The organism is Pseudokineococcus sp. 5B2Z-1 (assembly GCF_037482305.1).
Lineage (GTDB): Bacteria > Actinomycetota > Actinomycetes > Actinomycetales > Quadrisphaeraceae > Pseudokineococcus.
The window spans coordinates 364127-390837 of record NZ_JBBHZG010000002.1 but is presented as its reverse complement, the minus strand read 5'-3'; the positions used below and the strand labels follow the sequence as shown (position 1 = coordinate 390837).

Annotated in this window: 24 protein-coding genes; 7 read left to right on the top strand and 17 right to left on the bottom strand. The window is 77.0% G+C overall.

The window, feature by feature from the left end; genetic code table 11:
* Window positions 1-72: 72 nt before the first annotated feature.
* The 3 genes from WDV85_RS05975 to WDV85_RS05965 all read right to left on the bottom strand — a co-directional run bounded on the left by WDV85_RS05975 (window position 73) and on the right by WDV85_RS05965 (window position 2314).
* Complete coding sequence (locus WDV85_RS05975) at window positions 73-564, bottom strand: hypothetical protein (RefSeq protein WP_339569772.1); 492 nt, start codon at window positions 562-564, stop codon at window positions 73-75.
* Window positions 561-935, bottom strand: coding sequence for a response regulator (locus WDV85_RS05970; RefSeq protein ID WP_298802550.1), 375 nt, complete (start codon window positions 933-935; stop codon window positions 561-563). Before WDV85_RS05970 ends, WDV85_RS05975 begins: the two co-directional genes overlap by 4 nt.
* Window positions 936-1063: 128 nt before the next feature.
* Window positions 1064-2314: an EAL and HDOD domain-containing protein gene (locus WDV85_RS05965; RefSeq protein ID WP_339569771.1), complete on the bottom strand. Its 1251-nt coding sequence runs from the start codon at window positions 2312-2314 to the stop codon at window positions 1064-1066.
* 238 nt (window positions 2315-2552) lie between these two features.
* Between WDV85_RS05965 and WDV85_RS05960 the strand changes: the two genes are divergently transcribed.
* On the top strand, window positions 2553-3413 hold the full coding sequence (locus tag WDV85_RS05960) for a DNA-formamidopyrimidine glycosylase family protein (RefSeq protein WP_339569770.1): 861 nt from the start codon (window positions 2553-2555) through the stop codon (window positions 3411-3413).
* Window positions 3414-3479: 66 nt separating this feature from the next.
* Here the strand turns inward: WDV85_RS05960 and WDV85_RS05955 are convergent, their stop codons facing one another.
* Both WDV85_RS05955 and WDV85_RS05950 read right to left on the bottom strand, forming a co-directional pair.
* Window positions 3480-4463 (bottom strand): SDR family NAD(P)-dependent oxidoreductase, encoded by a 984-nt coding sequence (locus tag WDV85_RS05955; protein ID WP_339569769.1) that lies wholly within the window; start codon window positions 4461-4463, stop codon window positions 3480-3482.
* 115 nt (window positions 4464-4578) lie between these two features.
* Window positions 4579-5187 (bottom strand): hypothetical protein, encoded by a 609-nt coding sequence (locus WDV85_RS05950; RefSeq protein ID WP_339569768.1) that lies wholly within the window; start codon window positions 5185-5187, stop codon window positions 4579-4581.
* A 291-nt stretch (window positions 5188-5478) separates the two neighbouring features.
* On the opposite strand from WDV85_RS05950, the gene WDV85_RS05945 reads away from it, so the two are divergent.
* Entirely contained in the window at window positions 5479-5805 is a 327-nt protein-coding gene (locus WDV85_RS05945; RefSeq protein WP_171204053.1) for a rhodanese-like domain-containing protein, read from the top strand.
* Window positions 5806-6024: 219 nt separating this feature from the next.
* A complete protein-coding gene (locus tag WDV85_RS05940) occupies window positions 6025-7257 on the top strand; it encodes an ATP-binding protein (protein WP_339569767.1) in 1233 nt (410 codons plus the stop codon).
* Window positions 7258-7267: 10 nt separating this feature from the next.
* Here WDV85_RS05940 and WDV85_RS05935 read toward each other — a convergent pair whose 3' ends face one another.
* The 8 genes from WDV85_RS05935 to WDV85_RS05900 form a co-directional block, all read right to left on the bottom strand.
* Window positions 7268-7549, bottom strand: coding sequence for a hypothetical protein (locus WDV85_RS05935; protein WP_339569766.1), 282 nt, complete (start codon window positions 7547-7549; stop codon window positions 7268-7270).
* Window positions 7550-7648: 99 nt separating this feature from the next.
* Window positions 7649-11167, bottom strand: a complete 3519-nt coding sequence (locus WDV85_RS05930; RefSeq protein WP_339569765.1) for a GH36-type glycosyl hydrolase domain-containing protein — start codon at window positions 11165-11167, stop codon at window positions 7649-7651.
* Between the two features lie 202 nt (window positions 11168-11369).
* Complete coding sequence (locus WDV85_RS05925) at window positions 11370-12341, bottom strand: alpha/beta fold hydrolase (RefSeq protein WP_339569764.1); 972 nt, start codon at window positions 12339-12341, stop codon at window positions 11370-11372.
* Window positions 12338-14038: an ABC transporter ATP-binding protein gene (locus tag WDV85_RS05920; RefSeq protein WP_339569763.1), complete on the bottom strand. Its 1701-nt coding sequence runs from the start codon at window positions 14036-14038 to the stop codon at window positions 12338-12340. The genes WDV85_RS05925 and WDV85_RS05920 overlap by 4 nt, the downstream gene beginning before the upstream one ends.
* On the bottom strand, window positions 14035-15000 hold the full coding sequence (locus WDV85_RS05915) for an ABC transporter permease (RefSeq protein WP_339569762.1): 966 nt from the start codon (window positions 14998-15000) through the stop codon (window positions 14035-14037). The genes WDV85_RS05920 and WDV85_RS05915 overlap by 4 nt, the downstream gene beginning before the upstream one ends.
* Window positions 14997-15977 (bottom strand): ABC transporter permease, encoded by a 981-nt coding sequence (locus WDV85_RS05910; protein WP_298802528.1) that lies wholly within the window; start codon window positions 15975-15977, stop codon window positions 14997-14999. The genes WDV85_RS05915 and WDV85_RS05910 overlap by 4 nt, the downstream gene beginning before the upstream one ends.
* A 94-nt stretch (window positions 15978-16071) precedes the next feature.
* Window positions 16072-17730 carry an ABC transporter substrate-binding protein gene (locus WDV85_RS05905; RefSeq protein ID WP_339569761.1) on the bottom strand — a complete coding sequence of 553 codons (1659 nt, stop codon included), beginning with the start codon at window positions 17728-17730 and terminating at the stop codon, window positions 16072-16074.
* 148 nt (window positions 17731-17878) lie between these two features.
* Window positions 17879-19000 carry a LacI family DNA-binding transcriptional regulator gene (locus tag WDV85_RS05900; protein ID WP_339569760.1) on the bottom strand — a complete coding sequence of 374 codons (1122 nt, stop codon included), beginning with the start codon at window positions 18998-19000 and terminating at the stop codon, window positions 17879-17881.
* A gap of 114 nt (window positions 19001-19114) precedes the next feature.
* Here WDV85_RS05900 and WDV85_RS05895 point away from each other — a divergent pair, with 114 nt between their 5' ends.
* Window positions 19115-20605 (top strand): sulfatase family protein, encoded by a 1491-nt coding sequence (locus WDV85_RS05895; RefSeq protein ID WP_339569759.1) that lies wholly within the window; start codon window positions 19115-19117, stop codon window positions 20603-20605.
* A gap of 1 nt (window position 20606) precedes the next feature.
* Entirely contained in the window at window positions 20607-21683 is a 1077-nt protein-coding gene (locus tag WDV85_RS05890) for a glycoside hydrolase family 172 protein (protein WP_339569758.1), read from the top strand.
* Window positions 21684-21770: 87 nt separating this feature from the next.
* Here WDV85_RS05890 and WDV85_RS05885 read toward each other — a convergent pair whose 3' ends face one another.
* The 3 genes from WDV85_RS05885 to WDV85_RS05875 form a co-directional block, all read right to left on the bottom strand.
* Window positions 21771-22094: a hypothetical protein gene (locus WDV85_RS05885; RefSeq protein ID WP_339569757.1), complete on the bottom strand. Its 324-nt coding sequence runs from the start codon at window positions 22092-22094 to the stop codon at window positions 21771-21773.
* Between the two features lie 251 nt (window positions 22095-22345).
* Window positions 22346-22990, bottom strand: coding sequence for a methylated-DNA--[protein]-cysteine S-methyltransferase (locus tag WDV85_RS05880; RefSeq protein WP_339569756.1), 645 nt, complete (start codon window positions 22988-22990; stop codon window positions 22346-22348).
* A gap of 14 nt (window positions 22991-23004) precedes the next feature.
* Window positions 23005-23517 carry an RNA polymerase sigma factor gene (locus WDV85_RS05875; protein ID WP_339569755.1) on the bottom strand — a complete coding sequence of 171 codons (513 nt, stop codon included), beginning with the start codon at window positions 23515-23517 and terminating at the stop codon, window positions 23005-23007.
* Between the two features lie 254 nt (window positions 23518-23771).
* On the opposite strand from WDV85_RS05875, the gene WDV85_RS05870 reads away from it, so the two are divergent.
* Both WDV85_RS05870 and WDV85_RS05865 read left to right on the top strand, forming a co-directional pair.
* On the top strand, window positions 23772-24239 hold the full coding sequence (locus tag WDV85_RS05870) for an ATP-binding protein (protein WP_445263206.1): 468 nt from the start codon (window positions 23772-23774) through the stop codon (window positions 24237-24239).
* Between the two features lie 89 nt (window positions 24240-24328).
* The gene (locus WDV85_RS05865; protein ID WP_339569753.1) at window positions 24329-25285 is read left to right on the top strand and encodes a DUF5926 family protein; all 957 of its coding nucleotides are present in this window, start codon (window positions 24329-24331) and stop codon (window positions 25283-25285) included.
* 178 nt (window positions 25286-25463) lie between these two features.
* On the opposite strand, the gene WDV85_RS05860 is transcribed toward WDV85_RS05865, so the two are convergent.
* The gene (locus tag WDV85_RS05860) at window positions 25464-26708 is read right to left on the bottom strand and encodes an arginine deiminase (RefSeq protein WP_339569752.1); all 1245 of its coding nucleotides are present in this window, start codon (window positions 26706-26708) and stop codon (window positions 25464-25466) included.
* Window positions 26709-26711 lie beyond the last annotated feature (3 nt).

Here is a 26711-nt window from a genome sequence, read left to right as displayed (position 1 = left end):
GCGCGGGCGCGCCCCGGTGCGGGGCGCGGGCCCGCCCGGGGGGCCGCGGTGGGCGCCCCGGGCGGGTCGTCGCTACGTGAGGAGCAGCGACATGCCGCCGCGGCCGTAGCCCGCGACGTCGAGGACGAGGTCCAGGCGGCCGGCGCCGCGGCGCAGCGCGTCGGCGACGTCCGGCGGGCAGGGCTCGCCGCTGCCGTGGACGGACGCGAGGCGGCCGTGGCCGCCGCCCGCCACCGGCACGAGCGGGGCCATGACGTTGCACAGCTCGGCCACGTTCTCGGCGAGGAGCGGCGAGAGCTGCCCGTCCTCGACGGAGGCCTCGGCGCCGCCGCGCGGCACGAGGCCGAGGGCGGCGCCCAGGATCGCGGAGCCGGCGAGGTCGAAGGCCAGCAGGCCGACGGTCTCGGCGCCGCGCGTGTAGACGGCGACCGTGCCGGCCGCGTCGTCCCCGGTGACGCGGGCTCCCGGCCCCGGCACCACGTCGCGCCCGAGGAGCCCCTCGAGGACGCCGCGGACCGCCGCGGTGGTGGGCAGCTCGACGGCGGTGGCCGCCGCCTCGCTCACGACGCCACCCCGGCGAGCGCGGACTCGATCGCGTCGTGGAGGACCTCGGGCGTGAAGGGCTTGGTGACGACGAAGGTCGCCCCCGCCGCCGAGGCCCGGTCGTGCACCTCGCTCGCGGCCTCGGAGGTGATGAAGCCGAACGGCGTGCGGTCACCGCCCGCCCGCAGCTGCTGGAGCATCTCGATGCCGGAGGTGCCCGGCATGTTCCAGTCGCACAGCACGAGGTCCGGGGACTCCTCCGCGACCTTCTCCAGGCCGGCCCCGCCGTCGCCGGCCTCGACCACCTCGAGGGAGCCGAACCCCGCCTGCCGCAGCGCGCGCACCACGATCTGGCGCATCACCCGGCTGTCGTCCACCACGAGCACTCTCACCGCTGGCCTCCCCTGCGTCGGCGCCGCCTCAGCGCCCCTGCGCCGTCTATCGGCAGGCACCCGCCCGGGCTTCACCCCTGAGGGAGACGCGCTCGCGGGGCGCCGGCGGAGGGCGCGCCGGGGGCGGGTCAGAGGGCGCCGGTGAGACCGCGCGCGGTGCGCGTGGCCCAGGCGAGCGCCTCGAGGTGGGCGGCGGCGACCGCCGCGGCGCCGGGGGCCTCGCCGTCGCCGTCGGAGGGCCAGGGGGACCCGCCCTCGAGGGCGCGCACGGCGACGAGCGCCGGACCGACCGGCCCCGTGCCGGTGAGCAGGGCGGCCGCGCCGACCGGCCCGAGGCCCGTCTCGCGCACGAGCTGCTCCACGGGGGCGCCCGTCGTGTCCGAGACCGCCGACAGCAGCCCCACGGTGTACAGCTCGCCCTCGAGGCAGCGCTCCGGGGCCAGCAGCTCGCACGCGCGGGCCCGGGCGAGGACGCGGACGACGTCGTCCAGGGGGTCGGCCGAGGAGGACGACGCGCCGAGCAGCGCCACGACGACCCACGAGCGCAGCGCGCGCGGGCCGAGGAGCACGAGCGCCTGGCTGACGGAGCGGACGGGCGTGCGGGCGCCGCTGCCGGCCGACCCGACCCAGCGCAGCACGCGCAGGCCGAGCGCCGGGTCCTCCTGGACGAGGCGCTCCACGGCGCGGGCCGAGGCGTCGGGCTCGCCGAGGAGCGCGAGCAGCCGGGCGCAGACGACCTGCGACGGCGACAGGGCGACGCCGTCGACGACCCGCGGCCGGTCGAACCAGAAGCCCTGGAACCAGGTGTAGCCGGCGGCGGCGCACTCCTCGACGTCGTCCGGGCCCTCGACGCGCTCGGCCAGCAGCCGGACGTCGGGGGACGCGAGGCGCACCCGCGCGGCCACGTCCGCGGGCGTGCGGCCCGCGGCGCGCACGGCCTCCACGTCGACCTTGACGACGTCGACGAGCGGGACGAGGGCGAGCCGCTCGTCGTCGCCGACGTAGTCGTCGAGGGCCAGCACGTAGCCCTCGCCCCGCAGGCGCACGAGCCCCTCGCGCAGCGCGTCGTCGACCGGGACGTCCTCGAGCACCTCGAGGACGACGCCCTCGGGGCGCACCGGCAGGGGCACCTCGCCGAGGAGGAAGGAGCGGGTGAGGTTGAGGAAGACGAGGCCGCCCTCGCCCACGGGGCCGGGCGTGAGCCCCCCGAAGGCCGCCGAGATGACGGCGGAGGTGGCCCGGTCCTGCGCGGCCGCGTCCCAGCCGGGCCCGCCCGGCGCCGCGCCCTCCCCGCGGAAGAGCAGCTCGTAGCCCACGCGGCGACCGCCGGCGTCGACCACCGACTGGCGGGCCAGGGGGAGCCGCGTGCTCGTGACCACGGTCCCCCCTGTCGGCGGCCCCGGCCTGCTGCCGGGGACGCCGCCTCATCGGCAGCCGCGAGCCCGCGCCGCAGGGGCGGCGCGCCGGGGGTCGCCCGTTCGGCGGTCCCCGTCCGCCCGGGAGGGGGCGTGGTCGTCCGGGGAGGTGGCCGAGGGGGTGGGCGGGGAGGTGGGTCGAGGAGGTGCGGCGAGCGCCGACGGGGAGGTGCGCGGGCGGTGGCGGTGCCACAGTGGCGCGGTGCCCGAGCTGCCGGAGGTCGAGGCCCTCGCCGAGTTCCTGCGCGAGCGCGCCGTCGGCCGCGTCGTCGCCGCCGTCGAGGTCGCCGCCATCAGCGTGCTGAAGACCTTCGACCCGCCCCCGACGGCGCTGGCGGGCCTGGAGGTCGTCTCGGCCGACCGGCACGGCAAGTGGCTCGACCTCGGCGCCGACGGGCTGCACCTCGTGTGGCACCTCTCGCGGGGCGGCTGGCTGCGCTGGTACGACGCCGTCCCCGAGCGGCCGGCCCGCCCCGGGAAGGGGCCCCTGGCCCTGCGGGTGCGCCTGGACGACGGCAGCGGCTTCGACCTCACCGAGGCGGGCACGCGCAAGCGGCTCGCCGTCCACGTCGTCCGGGACGCGGCCGAGGTGCCGCAGGTGGCCTCGCTCGGGCCCGACCCGCTCGACCCGGGCTTCGACCGCGACGCCCTCGTGCGCCTGCTCGCCGGCTCGCGGCAGCAGCTGAAGGGGCTGCTGCGCGACCAGCACCTGCTCTCGGGGGTGGGCGGCGCCTACAGCGACGAGGTGCTGCACGCCGCCCGTCTGTCCCCCTTCGCCGTCGCGGGCCGCCTCGGCGAGGAGGAGGTGGACCGGCTCGACACGGCGCTGCACGCCGTCCTCGAGGCCGCCGTCGCCGCGGCCCGCGGGCGGCCGGCGGCCGAGCTCAAGGACGCCAAGCGGCAGGGCATGCGCGTCCACGGCCGCACGGGGCAGGAGTGCCCGGTGTGCGGGGACGTCGTCCGGGAGGTCTCCTTCGCCGACCGCTCCCTGCAGTACTGCGCCACGTGCCAGACCGGCGGCCGCGAGCTCGCCGACCGGCGGATGTCGCGGCTCCTGCGCTGAGGGACGCACGCCCCCGAGCGACGTCGCGACCGACGCCCAGGAGCGGCGGACGCCCGGGGGGCGGCCTCAGCGCGAGGTGCGGGTGCGCCGCCGGGCCAGGTCGTCGCGGCTCGTCGGGTCGGCGTCCGGCGAGGGCGCGAGCACGTTGCCCGGCGTGTCCTCGACGCGGCGCCTGTCGAGCCCCAGCAGCCGCAGGAGCGGGCCGACCGCCGCGTCGTAGACGCCGGGCAGGGCGACGAACCCCAGGCGCAGGAAGGGGTTGCCCCAGCCCGCGCGCGTGTCGCGCTGCGCCGCAGCGGGTCGGGCGAGCACCCGGACGACGCGGTCGGCCACCGTCGCGGGGTCGTAGACCGGCATCGGGGGCTTGCCGTGGTGGCCGAGGTAGGTCGCGGCGCGGCGGTAGACGGGCGTCTCCACCCCACCCGGGGAGACGAGGCGCACGTGGACGCGCCGCCACGGGCGGTTCTCCTGCTGCAGCGTGCGCGCCAGCCCGTGCACGGCCCACTTGCTCGTGACGTAGGACGACATCCACGGCGCCGTCACCTGGCCGAGCACCGAGCCCAGCAGGACCAGGGTCCCCTCCTCCTGCGCGCGGAAGCGGCGCAGCGCGTGGCGGGCGACGGCGGCGGTGCCGAGGACGTCGGTGCGCACGACCCGCTCGAAGACGTCGGCGGGCACGTCGGTGAGGTCGCCGTAGGCGATGACGGCGGCGCTGTGCACCACGGCGTCCAGGCGGCCCTCGCGGCGCACGACGTCGTCGACGCACGCCGCGACGGCGGCGTCGTCGGCCACGTCGAGGGGGTGGGTCGTGGCGCGGGCGCCCTGCGCGCGGCAGTCGGTCGCGACGGCCTCCAGGCCCTCGCGGCCGCGAGCGGCGAGGGCCAGGACGGCGCCGGGGCGGGCGAGGCGCAGCGCCGTCGCGCGCCCGATGCCGCTGGACGCGCCCGTCACGAGGACGACGCGGGGCAGGTCGGCCCCGTGCGCCCGGGGGGCCCCGCTCAGCGCGCCCGCAGCGCTCGTCGTCCTCGTCCGCCGGTCACCTGTCGCCACCGCCCCACCCTGGCCCCGCGGGCGCGCGCCCGCAGCGCGGCGGCCCCGCCCGGCGCTCCCCCCGCGCGCCCGGCCGCCCGCAGGCCGGGCCGCCCGCAGGTCCGTACGGAACGGCTCAGGCCTCGCCGCCCGGCACGAGCGGCACGAGCGCGTCCCAGCGGCTGATCTGGCACCCGTCGGCGCGCGCCAGGTCGGCCGAGACGGGCGAGCCGTCGACGGTGCCGCTGACGAGGGCCGTCTGCGGCCCGCCGAAGACCTGCGTGCACTGCACGTCCCCGCGCGGCGGGGCGAAGGCCTCGGCGCCCGCGTCGGCGACGGCGGCGCAGGCGGCCCCCGGGTCGGGCGCGGTGCCGCTGGCCTGCGCGCCGTCGCAGACGAGGTCGTAGGTCTGGGCCGTCCCGCCGCCGTCGTCGTAGGTGACGGTGAGGTCGGCGGTGAAGCCGTCGGGCACGCCCTGCGCCGTGGCGCTCGACGTGGGGGGCGCGGGCGCCTGCGTCGTCGCCGTCGGCGAGGGCGTCTCGGTCGGCCCGGTGGGGCCCTCGCTCGGGCCGAGGGTCGTGGGCTCGCCGCCGGGCACGTCGACCGACGCGGGGGTCTCGGGGTCGTCGCCGCAGCCCGCCGCGAGGAGCAGGACGGCGGCGGCCGGCAGCGCGACCAGCGCGCGGCGGGCGCGACGACGGGCGGCGCCGCGGCGCGGGTCGGTCGGGGCGGTGGGCGTCGGCATGGTGTCCTCGCTCGTCTCGCGTCTGGTCGGCGTCTGGTCGGCGTCTGGTCGGCGTCCGGTCTCGGAGCGCCGGTGGGATCCCCGGGGCGGTGGGCCCACCGCCATGCTGGACCGACGCGCGGGAGGGCGCCCGCGGTTCCCTCCCGCCCCTCCCCCGGCCTGCTGGGCGGGCGCCGGGGGCGCCGCCCGGGGCATCATCGCCTCCGTCCGCCGGCGCCGGCCGCGGCGCCGCCACCGACCCGGCGAGCCCGGTCCCGGCACCGCACCCGCCACCGACCCCAGGGAGATCCCGTGAGCGACGACCAGCGCCGCGTGCCCGCCGCCGACGTCCCCGAGGACGCCGTCCTCGTCGACGTCCGCGAGGACGACGAGTGGGCCGCCGGCCACGCGCCCGGCGCCGTCCACATCCCGCTCGGCGACCTGCCCGCCCGCGTCGGCGAGCTCCCCGAGGGCGACGTCCACGTCGTCTGCCGCTCCGGCGGGCGCTCCGCCCGCGCCGCGGCGTGGCTGCAGCAGAACGGCGTCGACGCCGTCGACGTCGCCGGCGGCATGGGCGCCTGGTACGAGGCCGAGCGCCCGATGGTCAGCGAGTCCGGCCAGGAGCCCCGCGTCCTCTGACCTCTCCCCCGGCGGTGGAGGTGACGCCTCCTCCACCTCCGCGGGCCTCACCCGCGGAGGTGACGCCCCCTTCACGTCCGGGGACCTCCTCCGCGCGAAGGGGGCGTCACCTCCGCGTCGGAGACGGGGTCGGGGAGGGCGTCTGGCCCCGTCTGGCGACACGCCTAGACGGGTCCAGACGTCCCGGGGGCGGCCGCGCGGCGCGGCTACCGTCCGCCCGTGGACCCCGTGCGCAACCCCTACGCCCCCGGCGCCGGGCAGCGCCCGCCCGAGCTCGCCGGACGCGACCGCGAGCTCGAGTCCTTCGACGTCGTCCTCGAGCGGCTCGCGCGGGGGCGCCCGGAGCGCTCCGTCGTCCTCACCGGGCTGCGCGGCGTCGGCAAGACCGTGCTGCTCGGAGCCCTGCGCTCGGCGGCCGTCCGACGCGGGTGGGGCACCGGGAAGCTCGAGGCCCGCCCCGACCAGCCGCTGCGCCGCCCCCTGGCCGCCGCGCTGCACCAGGCCGTCCGCGAGCTCTCGGGGCGCAACCCCGACGAGGCCGCCGAGGTGCTCGGCGTCGTCAAGGCCTTCGCGCTGCGCGCCACCGCCGAGCCCGTCACCGCGGGCAGCGGAGCCCGCTCGGCCCGCAGCGCGCCGAAGATGCGCGACCGCTGGCAGCCGGGGATCGACGTCCCGGCCGCGGTGGGTCGCGCCGACTCGGGCGACATCGAGATCGACCTCGTCGAGCTCCTCACCGACGTCGCCGGCCTGGCCGCCAGCACGGGCCGCGGCATCGCCGTCTGCATCGACGAGATGCAGGACCTCGGCCCCGAGGACGTCTCCGGGCTCTGCGCCGCCTGCCACGAGCTGAGCCAGCAGGGGCTGCCGCTCCTCGTCGTCGGCGCCGGGCTGCCGCACCTCCCGGCTGTGCTGTCGGCGTCGAAGTCCTACAGCGAGAGGCTCTTCCGCTACGTCCGCATCGGGGCGCTCGAGCGCGAGCAGGCTGACCGCGCGCTGCGGACGCCCGCGCAGGAGGAGGACGCCGACTTCACGCCCGAGGCCCTCGAGGCGCTGCACGTGGCCACCGACGGCTACCCGTACTTCGTGCAGTCCTACGGCAAGGCCGTCTGGGACGTGGCGACGGCGTCGCCCATCACGGCCGAGGACGTCGCCGTCGCCGCCCCGCAGGCGGAGGCCGAGCTCGCCGTCGGCTTCTTCGGCTCGCGCTACGAGCGGGCGACGCCGGCCGAGCGCGAGTACATGCGCGCGATGGCCGACCTCGGCGCCGAGGCGGGTGACGGCGCCGTCGCGACCTCGGAGGTCGCCGCCCGGCTCGGCCGCAAGCCGCAGTCCCTCTCCCCCGCCCGCGACGCCCTGATGAAGAAGGGCCTCGTCTGGAGCGCTGAGCGGGGCCGGATCGCCTTCACCGTCCCCCACTTCGGCCGGTACCTGCGCCAGCACGCCGGGGACTGAGGGGACCTCCTCAGCGCGGCAGGCGGCGCCCGAGGCGCACACCGAGCCCGACACCGGCGACGACGAGCCCGAGCACCACGAGCCCGGCGCCCACGAGCTGCTGCCCGCCGAGCAGCAGCGGCAGGGGGACCAGCGGGGCGCCGTCCGCCAGCGACGGCGGCTCGTAGACCTCCTCCGACAGCGGGGCGTGGGCGAACCAGCCGAAGGAGGCGGTGGGGGCCGTGGCGGCGACCGACGACCCCGCCACCACGAGCAGGACCGCCACCACGACCAGCACCCGCACCACCGCCACCTCCACATCCTGCGGGCTCGCCGCGGGCCGGCGCAGGAGACCGGGGACGTCGGGCCGGGCGACCACCCGCCCGGCGCACGGCCCGGCGTCCCCGGTCGCTCAGCGGCGAGCCGCCACCGCCGTGTCAGGCGTCCCGCCCCGCCCGGCGGGCAGCACGACCTCCAGCACCCGGGCCCCCGCGATCGCCGCCCCGTCGACGAGCAGCCCCCCGCGCCGGTAGGGGTTGTCGAGCTCGGCGCCGGCCACCTCGCGGCCGTCGGCGAGCAGGCGCACCGGGCCCGCGGGAGCCTCCGCCGGGCCGACGACGCGGTAGCGCAGCTCCCTCGGCTCCCCGAGCACGTCGAGCTCGACGACGAGGCCGTCGTCCTCGCGCGCCAGCACCGGGTCGAGCACGACGGCGCCCGCCCGCTCGACGACGCCGAGCACGCCCTGCACGAGCTGGCGCACGAAGATGCCGGGACCGCTGGAGTAGACGCGCCAGCCGCCCCGCACCGGCACCCGCCCGGTCCGCAGCTCCTCGAAGCGCTCGGCCGCCTCGTAGCGGTCGTCGAAGGCCGCGTCGGAGGAGGAGTAGTAGCAGTTGCGCTGCTTGGGCTCCGCCGCGGGCAGCCGGCGGCGCTGCTCGACGGGGCTGGTGCGCAGCAGCTCCTCGACGACGCGCTCGCGGCCGAGGACGGCGAGCGCCTCGACGTACCGCAGGTGCGCGTGCGTGTACATGAGCCCGACCTCGCGGCCGAAGAACGCCGACTGCTCGGCCCGTCGGAAGACGTGCGTGACGCCGTCGTCGTACGGCGCCGGGGCGTCCATGAGGCGCACGCCGTCGGGGAAGTGCAGGTGCCGCTCGACGAGCGTCTCGTGCGCCACCGCCTGCTCCGGCGTCAGCAGTCCCGCGAGGACCGCCTGCGTCATGGGGATGAGCCGGTGGGAGGCGGGCGAGACGTCGTCGCGCGGGTGGAGCACGGGGCGCGGGCGCTCGCCGGAGCCCGGGGGCGGCACGACGAGGTAGCCGGCGAGCTCCCCGTCGAGGAGCAGGTGCTCGGCGAGCTCCGCGGCGACGAGGTCGGCCTCGCGGCCGAGCTCCGCGCCGAGGTCGGCGTGCGACGTCCCCGCGAGGAGGCGGGAGGCGCCCCGGGCCGCCTGGTGCCAGAGCGCCACCGTCCACGACGACGTCATCCGCTCCCGCATCGACGCCTCGGCGGGCTGGAGCGTGTCGTCCCAGTCGCCGTGGCCGTAGGCGAGCAGCTGCGTGCCGGGCGCGCGGTGGGCGCGGGCGTGCTCGAGGGTGCGGCGGACGTGGTCGGCGACCGTCGCGGGCTCGTCCGCCGGACGGCGGCGGGCGGTGTCCCAGAAGGGCACCACCTCGTCGAGGACGGCGAGGTCGCCCGAGGCCCCGAGGTACTCCACGAGCGCCACGAGCGGCCAGACGGGCACGTCGCCGTGCGCGTCGTCCGCCGACCGCTCCGCGTAGGCGTCCGGCATGAACCACTGCGGCAGCTCGCCCGCCGCGTCCTGGCGCGCGAGGACGGCGAGGACGAGGTGGCGCGCGACGTCGTGCCGGCCGACCGCGAGCATGAGCTCGAGCGGGCCCTGGCAGACGTCGCGCGTGCCCCACGCGGCGCCCGTGTACTGCTCGAGGCCGTGCGGCACGTGCAGGTGCACCATCGCGTTCTGGGCGTACCAGGGCACGAGCAGGTCGAGCTCGGCGAACCGCCCGCCGCTGCGCACGCGCAGGTGGTTGACGAGGGACGCCAGGTGCTCGCGGTGTCGCGCGAGGTGGTCCTCGACGTCCAGGCCCGCCATCTGCTCGCGCGCCAGGCCCAGCGCCCGCTCGCGCTCGTGGAGGTCGGCCGTGACGAGGAGCGCACCGCTCGTCCCCCCGCCCGGCCCGGAGCCCGCCTCCAGGGCGGCCGTGAGCACGCGCGTGCCGCGGGAGACCCCGTCGGCGAGGAGGGGGGCGTCGTCGCCGAGCCGGCCGGTGGTGGCGACGACGTGCGCGAGCCCCGGGCAGTGGTCGGCCACGTCGCTGCCGGCGGACGGCGTCACCAGGAGCGCCCGGCCCGCCAGCCCCTCGTCGTCCTCGACCGGCGCGAGGTCCCACGCCCCGTCGAGGTCGGCCGTCAGCAGCACCTCGAGGGGGCGCTCGGCGTCCACGCGCACCTCGAGGCCGGCCGCGTCGGCCCGCACGGTCGTGCGCACGTCGACGAGCCCGAGGTCCGAGGCGTACCGCCACCGCACGCCGCCGAGGTCGAGGACGAGCGCCGAGGGCACGCCGAGGAGCCGCCAGCCGCCGCCGGGCTCGCGCACGAGGGCCCGCACGCCGGCGGAGCGCAGCAGGCCGAGGGCCGAGCGGTGCACCGACACGAGCGTGTTGGCCGCGGTGTTGCCCATGACGACGTGCGAGGCGAGCACGCCCGCGGCGTACGCGGTCGCCGAGAGGACGCCCTCGGTCGGCGCCACGTCGTCCCCCGCCCGCAGCACGAGCCCGTGCGGGCGCTCGACCTCGAGCTCGGCCGCGCGGGAGACCACGTAGGCGGCCGTGCCGGTGAAGTAGGAGCGCAGCGCCCCGTCGTCGCCCCGCTCGGGCGAGCGCGCCGAGGACGCGTCGACCCCGCCGAGGGCGAGCAGCTCCGCCTCGGTGAGGTCGCGCGCGGCGAGCAGCGGGGCCGTGGCCAGCAGGGAGCGCACGGGCTGCTCGCCCGCCGGGGCGTCCGCGAGGGCCTCGTGCGTGCGCGCCGCCAGGGCCACGGCGTCGTCGAGCAGGCCGGGGACGGCGGCCGGCGCGCCTCGCAGGTCGCCGCGGTGGTCGGGGACGAGCGCCGTCACGGCGTGGACGGCGCGCGGCTCGGCGAGGTCCAGCAGGGGCCCGAGCAGCGTCGGCATCGCCGTCTCGTGCTGCCGGGCACCGCTGGCCCACTCGGGCGCGTCCAGCGCGGCGGACCGTCCCCCGCCCCGGGCGGCCGGCCCGTGGACGGCCACGGCGTCGACGTGGTGGCCGCGGGCGCCCTCGACGAGCGCGGTGAGGGCCAGGGGCAGCACCGGCGCGCACGCCATGGTCTGGCGGCTCGCGACGACGACCCCGGCGCGGGCGTCCGGGACCACCCGGTGGGCCACGTAGTGGGAGGTGTAGGCCTCGTTGGCCCGGACGACGCCCTCGGGCGCCAGCGCCAGGTCCTGCGCCACGACGACGTCGTAGCGGTCCTCCGGCTCCGGGCCGTCGCCCTCGGCCGCCGCCAGGTCCACCCGCCACACGAACGAGCGCCCGTCCTCCGCCAGGGAGAGCACCGCCGTCCAGCGCGCCCCGAGCGCCTCGCCCGCCCACCGGGCCCATGTCGGCCCCGTCGCCAGGGCGGACGGCGAGGCGGAGCCCGCGAGGGCCACCCGCTCCACCTGCCCGGCGCGGTGGCGGCGCAGGACGACGCCCGCGACGGCGGCGTCGTGCCGCGAGGGCAGGTGGAGGTTGACGAGCAGGTCACCGCTGCGGATCGCGCGGACGTCCCCCGCGCCGGTGAGGTGGACGCGCAGGTCGCCCGCCGCCAGGACGGCGCCGCCGTCGCGGTCGGGGGCGGCGGGCCCGGCGGCGGGACCGGGGGTCGCGGTGGCGGGGGCGGTGGTGGTCACGGGGTCCTCCGGGAGGGCGGTGCGGTGGGGCGGCGACCGGGTCGGTCGGCGGGTCGGTCGGCCGGGTGGGCACGGCGGGACGCGGTGGGGACGGTGGGACGCGGTGGGGACGGTGGCGGGGCGTCGGCCGGCGGCGGGCGGCGCCCGGCGGCGCCGACGGCGCGGGAGGAGCTGCTCGCGGGCGGGTCGCCCGGCCGGCGGCTCAGGGCGTGCCGGCGCCCCAGAAGTCGTCGAGCAGGGCGGCCGTGGCACCGGGGTTCTCGGCGTTCGGCAGGTGCCCGGCGCCGGGGACGACCTCGTGGCGGGCGCTGAGCCGTGCGGCCATGGCGCGCTGCCAGGCCTGCGGCCAGGCGTCGTCGTCCTCCCCGTGGGCGACGAGCACAGGGAGCCCCGTCCCCGCGAGTTCCTCGGTGGGGTCGGCCGTGTCGGCCAGGACGGCGACCGCGCCCAGCAGCGCGGCGGTCGACGTGCGCTCCGAGCGCTCCCGCAGGAAGGCGTCGAGCGGATCGAGGTCGCGCGGGTCCTGCTCGGCGAGCCCGGGGTTGTCGAGGGCCCACAGGCTGCGGCCGCCCGCCGCGGCGAGCCGCGGTGGCAGGTCGGCCTTGCGGCCCAGCCAGCCGTGCGGTCCCGAGCACAGCAGCACGAGGTCGGCCAGCAGCTCGGGGGCCGCCAGCGCGGCCGCCCGCGCCACGACACCGCCGAAGCTGTGGCCGAGCAGGTGGACGCCGGGGCGGGCTCCGCCCGGCGCCCCGGCGCCCTCGGGCGGTCGGGCGCCACCGACGAGGCGGACCACCTCGACGGCGTCGGCCGCGAGGTCGGCGAGCAGGTAACCGGTGCCCCGGCCCGCCCCCGCGTCGTCGGGGCTGCGCGCCGAGTCGGCCTGGCCGCGCTGGGAGTACGCCCACGCGTCCCAGCCGCGGGCCGCGAGCAGCGGCAGCAGCGCGAGGAAGTCCTCCTTCGAGCCGGTGAAGCCGGGCACGAGCACCGCCGTCCCCCGCGCCGGCGCCGGGCGGCCGTCCTCGTCCCGCGGCCGGGCGCGCAGCGCCGTGAGCCGGCCGACGGCGACCTCGAGGACGAGCGGCTCGACGCCGTCCGGCAGGGGCAGCCCCCCGAAGGGCGCGCCGGGGCCGACGCCGTCGGGCAGGTCCGCAGACCCGCCGCCGGGCGCGCTCACGCCGCCCCCTCCGCGCGGCTCGGCTGCGGCACGGCGTCCAGCAGCTCGACCGTGTACGGGTCCTGCGGGAAGCGGAGCACCTGCGAGGTCTCGCCCCGCTCGACGACCCGCCCGTCGTGCAGGACGAGGATCTGGTCGGTCACCACGCGCGCCGACAGCAGGTCGTGGGTGATGTAGAGCATCGACACCCCGTGCTGGGCCCTCAGGTCCTCCAGCAGCGCGAGGACGCCCGCGCGCAGCGACACGTCCAGCATCGAGACGGGCTCGTCGGCGACGATGATCTGCGGGTCGCTCGCCAGCGCCCGGGCGATGACGACGCGCTGGCGCTGGCCGCCCGAGAGCTGGTGCGGGAGCTTGGCCGCGAACTGCTCGACGGGGGTCAGGCCCACCGTGTCCAGGAGCTCGAGCACCCGTGCCCGCGCCTCGCGGCGGCTGCGGCCGGTGTAGTTCACGACCGGCCGCGTGAGCGTGTACTCCACGGTGTGCAGCGGGTTGAGGGCCGCGTACGGGTCCTGGAAGACCATCTGCACGTCGCGGCGCAGCTCGCGCAGGCCGCGCCGCCGCAGCCGGTCGACCCGCACGTCGCCGACGGAGACCGTGCCGGCGGTGGGCCGCACGACGCCCGTGATGAGCTGCGCCAGCGTCGACTTCCCCGACCCGCTGGCCCCCACGAGCGCGAGGGACTGCCCGGGCTCGAGGCGCATCGAGACGTCGTCGAGGGCCGTGACCGGGGCGGCGCCCCGTCGCGGCGGCGGGTAGACCTTGCTGACCCCCTCGACGACGACCGGCGCGGTGGCCCGGCGGCCGGCGCCGGGCGAGCCGCCGGAGCCGCGGGCGCTGCGCTCGGCGGCCGTGCCCGACGACGTCACGAGCTCTCCGCCGCGGGCCGCGAGGCCGGGCAGCTCGACGACCTCCGCGCGCGGGTCGCCGTAGTGGCTCAGCAGCATCTTCGTGTAGTCGTCCTGCGGGTCGCGCAGCACGTCCCGGCTCGGGGCGTCCTCGACGACGACGCCCTCGTGCATGACCATCACGCGGGACGTCGACTCGAGCACGACGCCCAGGTCGTGGCTGATGAGCAGGGCTGTGAACCCCTCCGAGGCCTGCAGCTCCCGGATGGTGCCCATGACGGCGTGCTGGACGAGGACGTCGAGGGCCGTCGTCGGCTCGTCGAAGACCATGAGCTGCGGCTCGAGCGCCAGGGCCAGCGCGATGGACACGCGCTGGCGCATGCCGCCGGACAGCTCGCCGGGGTAGCGCCCCAGCACCGTGGGCGCGAGCTCGACCTTCTCGACGAGCTCGCGCGCCCGCGCGGCGCGCCGCTCGCGCGGCACGTGGCCGTGGGCGGCGAAGACGTCGTCGAAGTGGTGGCCCACCGTGCGCACCGGGTTGAGGGCGTTCATCCCCGACTGCAGGACCATGGCGAAGCCGCCGCGCCGCTGCGCCCGCAGCTCCTCGTCCTCCAGGGCCGCGACGTCCGCGCCGTCGAAGAGGATGCGCCCCGACGAGATCCGGGCCGGCGGCTTGGACAGGCGCGTCAGCGCGAAGCCGAGCGTCGACTTCCCGGAGCCCGACTCGCCGACGAGGCCGACGAACTCGCCCCTCTCGAGGGTGAAGGAGACGTCGCGCACGGCGTGCGTCGCGGGCGCGTCCGACGGCTCGTAGACGACGGACAGGTCCTGGACCTCGAGCAGGCTCATCGACCGCTCCCCTCGCGCAGGCGGGGGTTGGACAGTCCGTCCACCCCGAAGTTGACGAGGCTGAGAGACGTCGCCAGCAGGGCGATGCACAGGCCGGGCGCCAGCAGCAGGACCCACTGGCCCGTGAGCAGCGCGTTGGAGTTCTGCGCCCAGAACAGCATGGTCCCCCAGCTCACCTGGGTCGTGTCGCCGAGGCCCAGGAAGGACAGGCCGGACTCGGCGATGATCGCCGCCGTCGCCGCGCCGAAGAAGCTGCTGGCGATGATCGACGTCATGTTCGGGAGGACCTCCCGGAAGACGACGCGCCAGGAGCGCTCGCCGGAGAACTGCGCGGCGGTGACGAAGTCGCGCCCCCGCAGGGACTGGGTCTGCGAGCGCAGCACCCGCGCGCCCCAGGCCCAGCCGGTGAGGACGACGACGAAGATGATCATGCCGAGCCCGCTGTTCTGCAGGTACGCGGCGATGACGATCATCAGCGGCAGGCCGGGGATGACGAGGAAGAGGTTGGTGACGAAGTTGACGACCTCCGCCAGCGGCCCCCGGACGTAGCCCCACGAGAGGCCGACGAGCACGGCCACGAGCGTGGAGAGCGCACCCGCGACGAAGCCGACGAGCAGCGAGATGCGGGCGCCGAAGATGACCTGCGAGAGCACGTCCTCCCCCGCCGCCGTCGTGCCGAAGGGGTGGGCAGCGCTCGGCCCGGCCCCGCGCGCGAAGTCGTTGGCGGTGGGCCCGTAGGGCGCGATGAGCGGCGCGAGCACCGCGACGAGGACGAAGAAGGCCAGCACGAGCAGGCCCAGGCGGGCCTTGCGGTTGGCCCACACCGTGCCGGCCCCGCGGGTGACCACGCGCCAGCGCGGCGGCGCCGCCGTCGGCAGGTCCGGGGGCGCGGCGTCCGGTGCGCCGGCGGGGTGCTCGGACTCCGAGCCGCCGGGGTCGGGGAGCGTCGTGGGCGTGGTCATCGGCGAGTCCTCGGGTCGAGGATCCCGTAGAGCGTGTCGACGACGAAGTTGGCGACGAGGACGCTCAACGTGATCATCAGGAACAGGGCCTGCATGAGCGGGTAGTCCTGGTTCGTCACGGCGTTGTAGAGCAGGTAGCCCACGCCGGGGTAGGCGAAGACCTGCTCGACGAGGAGCGACCCGCCGACGACGCCGCCGAGCGCGAGCCCGAAGCCGGTCAGGTTGGGCAGGATCGCGTTGCGGGCGGCGTAGCGGAGCGCGACGGTGCGCGAGCGCAGGCCGTTCGCCTCGGCGAAGGTCACGTAGTCCTCGCCGAGCGTGCCGATCATCGCGTTGCGCATGCCGAGGATCCACCCGCCGAGGGAGGTGAGGAGGATCGTCACGGCCGGCAGCACGGCGTGGGCGACGGCGTCCGCGAGGAAGGGCCCGTTGAGCCCGGGCGTCGTGTACGGGCTGTAGGCGCCGGACGTGGGGAAGAGCCGGAAGGTGTAGCCGAGGAAGAACAGGAGCAGCAGCGCCGTCCAGAAGTACGGGAAGGCGGCGAGGAAGCTCCCGGTCAGCGTCGGGAGCGCGTCGAGCCTCGTCCCCCGGCGCCAGGCCGCGAGGACCCCGACGAGCGTCCCGATGACGAAGGCCGCGACGGTGACGAGCCCCACGAGCACCAGCGTGAACGGCAGGGCGCTGCCCACGAGCGAGGCCACCGTCGACGGGAAGAACGTGTAGGAGACGCCGAAGTCCAGGGTCACGACGTTGCCCAGGTAGTCCCAGTACTGGCTGAGCACGCTGCCGGTGGGGACGCCGAGCTGGGCCTCCACGGCGGCGCGCGTCGCGGCGTCGACGGGGCCGTTCTGGGAGAGCCGCGCGATGGCGGCGTCGGCGGGCGAGCCGGGCATGAGCCGCGGCAGGAGGAAGTTCAGCGTGATCGCGGCCCACGCGGTGAGCGCGAAGAGGCCGAGGCGGCGCAGGAAGTAGCGCACACGGACCACCTCTCTCGGTGAGGACCTCCCGCAGGAGGGGTCGGGAGGGCCCGCGCGGACGGCCGGTCGTGGCCGGCCGCGCGGGCCGGGGTGGTCAGCTGCCCGCGCGCTCGAGGTTGGTGTCGATGAGCAGGACGTTGGAGTCGTAGGTGATCGGCGTCGCGTAGGGGTCGTCCTCGGAGGGCCACCCGGTGAACTTCGCGTCGCTGAACAGGCCCCACAGCCCGCCGTAGTACATGGAGATGACGGGCACCTGCTCGTACATCACCTGCTGCAGCTGGCCGGCCAGCTCCTCCTGCTCGGCGGGGTCCGTGGCGGCCTGGTACCGGGCGAGGAGCTCGTCCACCGCCGGGTCCGAGAAGCGCTGGTAGTTCGACGACGCGGCGGTGCCGACCGGGACGGCGAACTCGCTGTTCAGCAGCTGGTTCATGTCGCGGTAGAAGGAGCCCGTGCCGCCGAAGCCGCCCATCGCGAGCTGGAAGTCGCCGTTGTTGACGGCCTGCTGGTAGGCGGCCGGCTGCGGCTGCTCGATGGTCACGGCGATGCCGACGGCCTGCAGCTGGCGCTGCACCTCCTGCACGCCCCGCAGCCAGTCGGTGTAGCCGTTGGCCGTGGTGATCGAGAGGGTCGCCTGCTGGCCGTCGGGGCCCACGAGCTGGTCCCCCTGCTGGGTGTAGCCCGCCTGGGCGAAGGCGGCGAGCGCCGCGTCGACGTCCTGCGCCACCTCGCCGCCCTCGGGCACGTCCTCGTCCAGCAGCTCCTCCTGACCCGGGAGGATGAGCCCCGACTGCGGCGCGGCGTCGGTGTAGCCGCGCGTCGCGGCCTCCGAGACCGCCTCGCGGTCCAGCGCGAGCGACAGGCCGCGCCGGAAGTCCACGCTGTCGAAGGGCGCCTCGGTGAGGTTGGGCAGCAGGGAGATGGTGCCGCCCGGCGGGAACCAGTACGTGTTGCCCTCGTTCGCCGTGACCCAGGTGTCCTCGACGTCCTCGATGTAGGCGTAGGCCCAGTCGTAGCCGTTGTTCACGAGGTCGAGCTGCTCGTTGGAGGCGGGGATGACGAGCTCGTCCGCCGCCACCGCGTCGGCCTGCCAGTAGTCGGGGTTCTTCTCGAGCGTGTACTGGGTGTCCGTGTACGTGCCCAGGGTGAAGGGCCCGGTGCCCACCGGGTCCTCGTCCGCGTAGGACACCGGGTCGTCGACGTCGGCCCACAGGTGCTCGGGGACGATGACGGTCCCGCCCACGATCTCCGTGGCCGGGACGTCGGGCTCGCTGAAGCGCACGGTCACGTCCATGCCGTCCGCCTCCACCGAGTCCAGGCGCTGCCAGACGCCGTCGAGGTCGAGCGCCGGGTTGTCCTTCAGCATCTGGAAGGTGAAGGTCACGTCGTCGGCGGTGAAGGGCTCGCCGTCGGTCCACGTGACGCCCTCGCGCAGCGTGAACACCGCCGTCTGCGGGTCCACCTGCTCGACCGACTCGGCGAGGAAGGGCGTCGACTCGCCGTCCACCGTGTTGAGCACCGTGAGGGGCTCGTAGATGTGGAAGGCGCCCTTGCGCCCCGTGGGGTTGTAGGGGTTGAAGTTCCGGGTGAAGCCGGGCGAGCCGTTGTCGCCGGCGAACAGCATGGTCCCCGCGGCGTCGCCGCCCTCGGCGCCCTGCGGCGCCTGCGCGCCCGTGCAGCCGCTCACCACCAGCGCCGCGGCGAGGCAGACGCCGGTCGCCGTCGCGACCCGTCCCCGACGGTCGGTCGTCCTCATGGCTGTCTCCTCCGTGTCGTCGTCGTCACGCGGGCCGGGATGCCCTCGTCGGCGTCCCCGGGCGTAGCCTGAATGTATGCGCTTACATCGTCGGGGTGCAACAACGGGTCGGGGCGGGCCGCCCGCTCGCCGGGACGGATCGGGCGTCTCAGGCGCGGCCGCAGCCGCAGCTCTCCCTCAGGAGCACCTGGACGGGCAGGACGCGCGTGGTCGGCGGCGCGCCGGGCTCCGCCAGCCGCTGCAGCAGCACGTCGACGGAGACGCGCCCGAGCTCGACCATCGGCTGGTGCACCGTCGTGAGGCGGGGCCGGGAGCGGCCGGCGGCGTCGATGCCGTCGAAGCCGGTGAGCACGAGGTCCTCCGGCACCCGGACGCCGGCTCCGAGGAGCACGTCGAGGACGCCGAGCGCGGTCTGGTCGTTGGCGCAGACGAGCGCCCCGGGCAGGTCTCCGGCGTCGACCAGACGGCGCGCCAGGTCCCGGCCCCGGGCCTGGGTGAAGTCGCCGCGCAGCAAGGGGGCCTCGGGCGCCGGCAGCCCGGCCGCGCGCAGCGCCGCGCGGAAGCCGTCGAAGCGGTCGCGGTCGTCCGAGACGTCGGCGGCGCCGCCCGCGAAGGCCAGGTCGCGCAGGCCGTGGACGTGCAGCAGGTGCTCGGTGAGCACCCGCATGCCCGGGCCGTTCGCCGTGCCCACGTGGTCGTGGTCGTCGCCGTCGCGGTGCCCCGCGACGACCACCACGGGCGTGCTCCGGCCGATGCGGGCCAGCACGTCCGCCGGGACGGTGCCGCCGAGGACGACGAGGCCGTCGACCCGACCGGCGAGGTCGTCGAGGACGGCCTCCTTGCGGGCGCCGCGGGCGACGGCCACCGTCACGGAGAGGCTGTGGCGCCACGCCTCGATCTCGACGCCGCGCATCACCTCGCCCATGTAGAGGTTGGTGACGGGCTCGGCGCCGCCCGGTGGGTCCGGGCGCACGGTGACGGGCTCGTCCGACAGGCAGACGGGGTCGATCTCCTCGACGTCGTCGAAGTCGGGGAAGACGAGCCCCACGGCCCCCGAGCGACGAGCGGCGAGGCCGCGCGCGCTACCGCTCGGGACGTACCCCAGCTCCCGGACGGCGTCGAGGACGCGCTGGGTCGTCGCCCGCGACACGGCCTCGGGGCGGCGCAGCACGCGCGAGACGGTCGCGATGGAGACGCCGGCGCGCTCGGCCACGTCGTAGACCGTCGCCCGGGAGCGCTCCGGGACGCCGGTCGGGGAGACCACCACCACGTCGGCCTCCTCCCGCTCTCGGCGTCCGTCCGCCAGGGAGTGTGCCGCGCCGCCCCGGCGCGCGCGCCACCGGGCCGCCCGTCCCCGCCCCACCCGTCTCGACGAGGAGATGCCATGACCGAGCCCGACCGTCCCACCCGCGGCGCTCCGCCGCACCGCCCGAACGTCGTCCTGGTCCTCACCGACGACCACGCCTCGCACGCCGTCGGCGCGTACGGCTCCGTGGTGAACACGACCCCCCGGATCGACGAGATCGCCCGCGCCGGAGCGCTGCTCGAGAACTGCTTCTGCACGAACTCGATCTGCACGCCGAGCCGAGCCTCGATCCTCACCGGCACCTACAGCCACGTGAACGGCGTCACGACGCTGTCGACGCCGATCGACGCGAGCCAGCCCACCTTCGTCTCCCGGCTGCGCGCCGCCGGGTACCGCACCGCGGTGTTCGGCAAGTGGCACCTCGGCCACGGCGAGGGCCACGACCCCCAGGGCTTCGACCGCTGGGAGGTGCTCGTCGACCAGGGCGAGTACTTCGACCCCCGCTTCCTCACGCCCGAGGGCCTGGTCACCCGACCCGGGTACGCCACCGACGTCATCACGGACCTCGCGCTCGAGTGGCTGGAGGGTCTCGAGGGCGACGCGCCCTGGTGCGTGCTGGTGCACCACAAGGCCCCGCACCGCTCGTGGTTCCCGGACGAGGGGCACGCCGGCATGTACGCCGACCCGATCCCGGTGCCCTCGACGTTCCACGACGGCGACACGGGCTGGGCGACGAGGTCCCTCGCGGCGCGCCACCAGGCCATGACGATCGCCGACCACCTGCACCCCGTGGACCTCAAGCAGGACCCGCCGGAGGGCCTGGAGGGCGAGGAGCTCGCCCTCTGGAAGTACCAGCGCTACATGGAGGACTACCTGGCGTGCGTCGCGTCCGTCGACGACAACGTCGGGCGCGTCACGGACTGGCTGCGCGAGCGCGACCTCTTCGACGACACGCTGCTGGTGTACACCTCCGACCAGGGCTTCTTCCTCGGCGACCACGGCTGGTACGACAAGCGCTTCATGTACGAGGAGTCCCTGCGGATGCCGTTCGTGCTGAGCTACCCGCGCGCGGTCCCGGCGGGGACGGTGCACCCGGGCACGGTCACGAACGTCGACCTCGCGCAGACGATCCTCGCGGCGGCGGGCGTGGACGCCCACCCCCGGATGCACGGGCGCAGCTTCTGGCCCGACCTCACCGGCGGCACCCCCGAGCCCGAGGTCGACGGCATGTACTACCGCTACTACGAGAACGACGACCCGATCCACCACGCGCTGGCGCACTACGGGTTCCGCACCGAGCGCTACAAGCTCATCTACTTCTACAACGACGGCATGGGCCTGCCCGGCAGCGGCCCGGGGACCTTCCCGCCCGAGTGGGAGCTCTACGACCTCGCCGAGGACCCCGACGAGGTGCGCAACGTGGCCGACGACCCGGCCTACGCCGAGGTCCGCCGCGACCTCGAGGTCCGCATGTGGCGGCGCCAGCACGAGCTGGGCGACGTCCCCCACCCCAGCCAGCCCGCCCCCGCCGGGATCGCCGACGGGCGCACCGACGAGAGGAGCAGCTGACATGACGACCGCACACGGAGGCTACGGGGACTTCGGGAGCAGCCTGCGCGACCTGCCGCGGCTGCGGACCTCGCGCCGTCGCCGCGCGTCGAGCTGGGACCGCACCGGCGGCAACGACGACCGCGTGACCGTGCGCCCCGGCGAGACCGTCACGCTCGCCGACATCGCCGGCGCCGGATCGATCCACCACATCTGGATGACCGTCGCCCCCGCCGGGTTCGACGCCGGCACGGACGCCGACCACCTGCGCCGTCTCGTGCTGCGCATCACGTGGGACGGCGCGGAGCACCCCAGCGTGCTGGTGCCGCTCGGCGACTTCTTCGGCGTCGGGCACGCCCGGACGACGAACTTCGTCTCGGCGCCGTTGCAGATGAGCCCGCAGGACGGCAAGGGCTTCAACTCCTGGTTCCACATGCCCTTCTCCGACGGCGCCCGCGTCGAGCTCCTCAGCGAGTGCGAGCAACGGGACATGTGGGTCTACTACTACGTCGACTACGACGAGCTGGACCACCTCGAGGAGGGGCTGGGCCGCTTCCACGCGCAGTTCCGGCGGGTCAACCCCACCCCCGGGATCTCCGAGGACGGGCTGAGCAACGACGAGTTCCAGTTCGGCGGGACCAACCTCACCGGCGCGGAGAACTACACGGTCCTCGAGGCGTCCGGGCGCGGCCACTACGTGGGATGCGTGCTCAGCATCACGAACCTGCGCGAGACCGACGAGGGCAACTGGTACGGCGAGGGCGACGACATGATCTTCGTCGACGACGAGCCCTTCCCGCCGTCCCTGCACGGCACGGGCACCGAGGACTACGTGAACACGGCCTGGTGCCCCTCGGAGCCCTACAGCGCGCCGTACCACGGCATCACGCTGCCCGGCGGGCCCAACTGGGCGGGGCAGGTCTCGGTCTACCGGTTCCACGTCGAGGACCCGGTGCCCTTCACCCGCTCGATCCGGGTGAGCATCGAGCACGGCCACGCCAACCGCCGCAGCGACGACCTGTCGTCCGTGGCGTACTGGTACCAGGAGCTGCCGCACGCGCCCTTCGGCATCCCGCCGGTGGCCGAGCGCCTGCCCTGACCGACGGGGGACGCGGGGCCGTGCGAGGGGCCGTCCCGCGCACGGCCGCGCGTCCCCGGTCGTGGCCGGCCGGCGCTGCCGGGGGCGTCAGCGGGCCCCCGGCACGCCCCCGTCGTCGCCCCCGCGGCGGGTCGTCACCGAGAAGCTCGTCGCGCCGCTCGCCTCGGCGCGGCTGCGCGCCTCCTCGTAGGCGTCCACGCCGTCGTCCGCCCGCTGCGTCGACTCGTCCTGCCCGACGTGCTGGGTGATGCCGGGGGCGTCCTCGTCGACGGGGCGCTCGCCCGGGTCCGACGCCTCGGGCGGCGGGTCGGCGCTCGCGCCGGGGGTGCGGGCGGCCGACGGCTCCGCGTCCGGGTCGGGCCGCACGTCGGGCTGGTCGTCGGGCTGCTCGTCCTGGGGCTGGTGGCTCACGCTCGTCTCCTCGTCGCCGGCGGGTGCTCCCGCACGCTAGGCAGGCCGCCCCCGTCCCGCCGCTCGGGCCGGGTGAACATCGGGTGGACGCCTCCTGGCGCGGACGACCGTGGCTCGGGGCGCCGGCGCCCGGGTGCCGGCTCGCGGACGGGCTGCCGCCGGGGAGGACGAAGGTCCGGTCTCGCCGTCCGTCGCGCCGCTGACCTGCGACGACGCGACCGCGGGACGAGCTCGTCCTCCCCGTCCGCCGCTCACCCGGCCTCGTCGGCGGCGCTCTCCAGGTCGAGCAGGCGCCGCTTGGCCTCGAGGCCGCCCGCGTAGCCGGTGAGGGCACCGCTGCCCGCGACGACGCGGTGGCACGGCAGGACGACGCACACCGGGTTCGCGCCCAGCGCCGCCCCGACGGCCCGTGACGCGCTGGCGCGCCCGAGCTCGCGGGCGAGCGCGCCGTAGGTCGTCCGCCGGCCGTACCCGACGGCGGCGAGCCGCCGGAGCACCTCCCGCTGGAAGGGCGTCGCGAGCGCCAGGTCGACCGGGACGTCGAAGGCGCGCCGCTGCCCGGCGAGGTACTCCTCCAGCTCGTCGGCCGCGCGCGCCGTGCGCCCCGGGGCCTCGACGACGCGCGGCGACACCCCCGCGGCCAGGCGCCGCAGGACCTGCTCGAGGGCGGCGTCGTCCGGCACGAAGGTCGACGCGACGAGCGCGCCGCCCGGCCCGTCCGCGAGCAGCACGCGGCCGATCGTGGTCTCCCGCACGGAGAAGGCGACGTCGGCCCCGGCCTCCGCGGTCGTCGGCACGACGGGGCGGCGCAGCCCCTCCGTCGTCGCGGCCCGCAGGCGACCCAGCGCCGCGCCCTCGTCCCCGCTCCGCTCGTCCGCGACCACCTGGTCGTCCACGACCCGCCTCCTCGTCATCGCCCGTCTCCCTCGTCGCCGTCCTCGCCCGCCGCGAGCTCGCGGCGCAGCGCCGCGAGGGCGTCGCTGACGAGCCGCCGCGTGGCGCCGGGCGTCGTGCCCAGGGCGCGCGCCACCGTCGCGTGGTCGGCGTCGACGACGTACCGCAGGGCCAGCGCCGTCCGCTGCCGCTCGGGCAGCGCCCGCACGGCCGCCCACAGGGCCGGGTCCGCGCCGGGCAGCTCGCCGTCGGCCGGGTCTCCGCCCGCCGGGGCCTCCGGCACCTCCTCGACCGGCACGGGCCGCCGCGCCCGCGCCCGGTGCACGTCGGCGGCGCACCGGCTCGTGACGACGAGCAGCCAGGCGCGCGGGTCGCGCAGCCCGCCGGGCGGCGGGTAGGCGGCCAGCGCCTGCGCCCACGCCTGCTGGGCGACGTCGTCGCCGTCCACCGGGCCGGCGAGGGCGCGCGCCAGCCGGGCGACGTCGCGCCAGTGCTCCTCGACGAGGAGGGCGAAGGGGGGTGCGCTCACGGGAGGAGGACGCGCGGGGTCGCCCGCGTGTGAGGGCGGCCCGTCCGGGGACGGCCGGGAGGACCCGCGGAGGGGCCGGCAGAGGGGGGCGCCGAGGGGTGCGCCGGGCGCCGGGCGCGGGGCTGCGGCGCCCGGGGGCTGGACCCGCGCGGGCACGGGGGTCCAGGCTGTGCCCCGGGGGACGGGGCGTGCGCCGGAGCACCGAGGTCCCCGGCGGGGCGCTGCCCCGTGCGTGCAGGACGTCTGGAGGAGCGATGCAGGTGGCCACGACCGCGACGGCACCCGAGGTGGTCGACTCCCGCCAGCGCGGGGACGCCCGGGCGGTGGCGGTGGCGCACCGGCCCGGGGCCGTGCCCGTGGCGCGGCGGACGATCACCGCCGACGTCGCCGAGCGGGTCGACGACGAGCTGGTCCACGAGGTCAGCGTGGTCGTCAGCGAGCTGCTCGGCAACGCCCTGCGCCACGCGCGCCCCGACGACTCCGGGCGCGTGCTGCTGCGCTGGCAGGTCCGCGGCGACGTCGTCGACGTCGAGGTGACCGACGGCGGGTCCCCCGGCGAGGTCCGGCCCCAGCGGCCGGCGCCGATGGCGACCTCCGGGCGCGGGCTGCGCATCGTGCGCGCGCTGGCGCACGAGTGGGGCGTCGTCGAGGAGGACGACGGCCGGCGCACCGTGTGGGCCGCGCTCGGCGGGCCGACGCGCCGCCGCCGACCGGTCGCCTGACGCCTCCGCCGGTCGCCCGTCGCCCCGACGGGGCTCGTGGGCGCGGCGGTCGGACGCGGCGGGCCGCGGCGGCTGCGTAGGGTCGCGCCATGGCGAAGAGGTCCCCCGCACGTCGTCCCGCCGCCACCGCCGGGCAGGACGTGCCCGTCGTCGGCCCGCGCGAGCCCTGCCCCTGCGGCTCCGGCAAGCGCTACAAGGTGTGCCACGGGCGCGCCGCCCGCGCGGCGGCCACCGAGATCGTGCGCCGCCCCTTCGCCGGGCTGCCCGGCGAGGCCGACTGGGTCTGCCTGCGCGAGGTCGTACCGGCGGCCACCGCCTCCGTGCGGACGACGCCCGAGCACGGGGGCGTCGACGTCACCGTCGCCACCGTCCTCCCCCTGGCGTGGCCGGGGCTGCACCGCGCGGACGGCGAGCGCCTCGTCGGCCTGCAGGCGCCCGGCTCCAGCGGCGACCCGAGCCGGGACCTGGCCGCGGCGCTCCTCGCCGTCGTCGCCAGCGAGCCCGGGCAGCCGCTCGAGCAGCGCCCCGCGGTCACCCCCGCCACCCCGCGGCTGCAGGACGTCCTCGACGTCGAGCGGCCCTTCGAGGTGCGCGTGCACGAGGGCTTCGACTTCTGGCTGCCCGAGGGCGCCGAGGCCGACGCCGAGGTGGCCGCCTCCCTCGAGCGCGCCGACGAGGCCGTCGTGCCCACCGAGCGCCTGCGCACCGTGGACGGCGCCTACTGGTGCCGCATCGGGGAGCGCACGCACCTGCGGTGGGCGATGGTCGAGGACGAGGAGCCCCTGCTCGACGCCCTCGCGCGCCTCCACGCGGCCGGCCGGGCGGGCCTGGGCGAGGGCACCAAGTACGTCGGCGCCTTCCGCGCCCAGGGCCTCGTCGTCCCCGTCTGGGACCTCGCGGAGGACGCCGTCGCCGACGACGTCGAGGAGCCCGCGGCCGCCTTCCGCGCCGCGCTCGACGAGGCGCTCGCGACGACGGACCCGCTGACGGCCGACGAGCGGCGAGCCCGCGCCGGCGTCGTGTCCCGCCAGGTGACCCTGCGCTGACCCGGCCCGCCCTCACCCCGCACTTCGTCGTCAGATCGCCGTCCGAGGCCGGCCCTCCACGGCACTCTGACGACGAAGTGCGCTGGAGGACGTCCCCACCTCGTCACTCTGACGACGACGTGCGGGAGAGGGCGCCGTCGTGCGACGTCCTGTCGACGACGTGCGGACGAGGGGTGCGTCAGCGTGCGGGGAGCGGGTCCCGGGAGACGGGGCAGCTCATGCACCGCGGGCCGCCGCGGCCCGACCCCAGCTCGGAGCCGCTGATGGGCAGCACCTCGACGCCGTGGGCCTCGAGGCGGGCGTTGGTCCGGGTGTTGCGCTCGTAGGCGACGACGACGCCGGGCGCGAGGGCGAGGGTGTTGTTGCCGTCGTCCCACTGCTCGCGCTCGGCCGTGACCTCGTCGAGGCCGGTGTCGACGACGCGGAGCTCGTCGATGCCCATGGCCTCGGCGGCCGCGGCGAGGAAGGGCCGCGCCCCGCCGACGTGCACGCCGGCGTCCGGGTCGGCCGCGTCGACGGGCGTGAGCGCGTACGCCGTCAGCGAGTGGGCGATCGAGGGGTACATGACGACCTGGTCGACGTCGACCATCGTGCAGACCGTGTCGAGGTGCATCGTCGCCCGCTCCTGCGCCACGGGCACCGCCAGGACGGTGTGCGCGCGGCCGCTGCGGAAGGCCCTCTCGGCCAGGCGCTCCACGCCGGCGGGCGTGGTCCGCTCCCCCGTGCCGACGGCGAGGACGCCGTCGGAGAGCACGAGGACGTCGCCGCCCTCGACGTGCTCGAGGCCGGGCTCGTAGAGCAGCTCGGTGCCGGCGAAGCGGGGGTGGTGGGCGTAGACGACCCGCGTCAGCGACGTCTCCCGGTGCCGCGCGGGCATCGCCAGCGACGACACGACGACGGCGCTCCCCACCCAGGCCGACGAGTCGCGCGTGAAGAGGAGGTTGGGCAGCGGCTCGACGACGAAGTCGCCGGCCTCCCGCAGCGCGGCCACGAGGCCCGGCTCGCGCGCCGGGCGCGCCAGGTCGAGCTCGTCGAGCCGCAGGCCGGCCACGAGCACGTCGGCGAGGTCCTTCGGCGCGAGCCCGTGGAGGTGCTCCGCGACGCGCGCCCCGAGCACCTGCCCGAGGGAGGGGTCGGCGAGGACGGCGGCGACGGACTCCTCGCGGGCGGCGGGCGCCTCGAGGGCCTCGGCGATGAGCTCGGCGAGCTCGAGCACCTCCACCCCCCGGCCGCGCAGCAGCTCGGCGAAGGCGTCGTGCTCGTCCTGCGCGCGCGCCACCCACGGGATCGCGTCGAAGAGCAGGCGGTCGTTGTTGCGCGGGGTGAGCCGCGCGAGCTCGGCGCCGGGGCGGTGCAGGACGACCGAGCGCAGCGGCCCGACCTCGCTCGTGACGCCGTGGGGCGCGGGGGGCTGGCTCGGCATGGG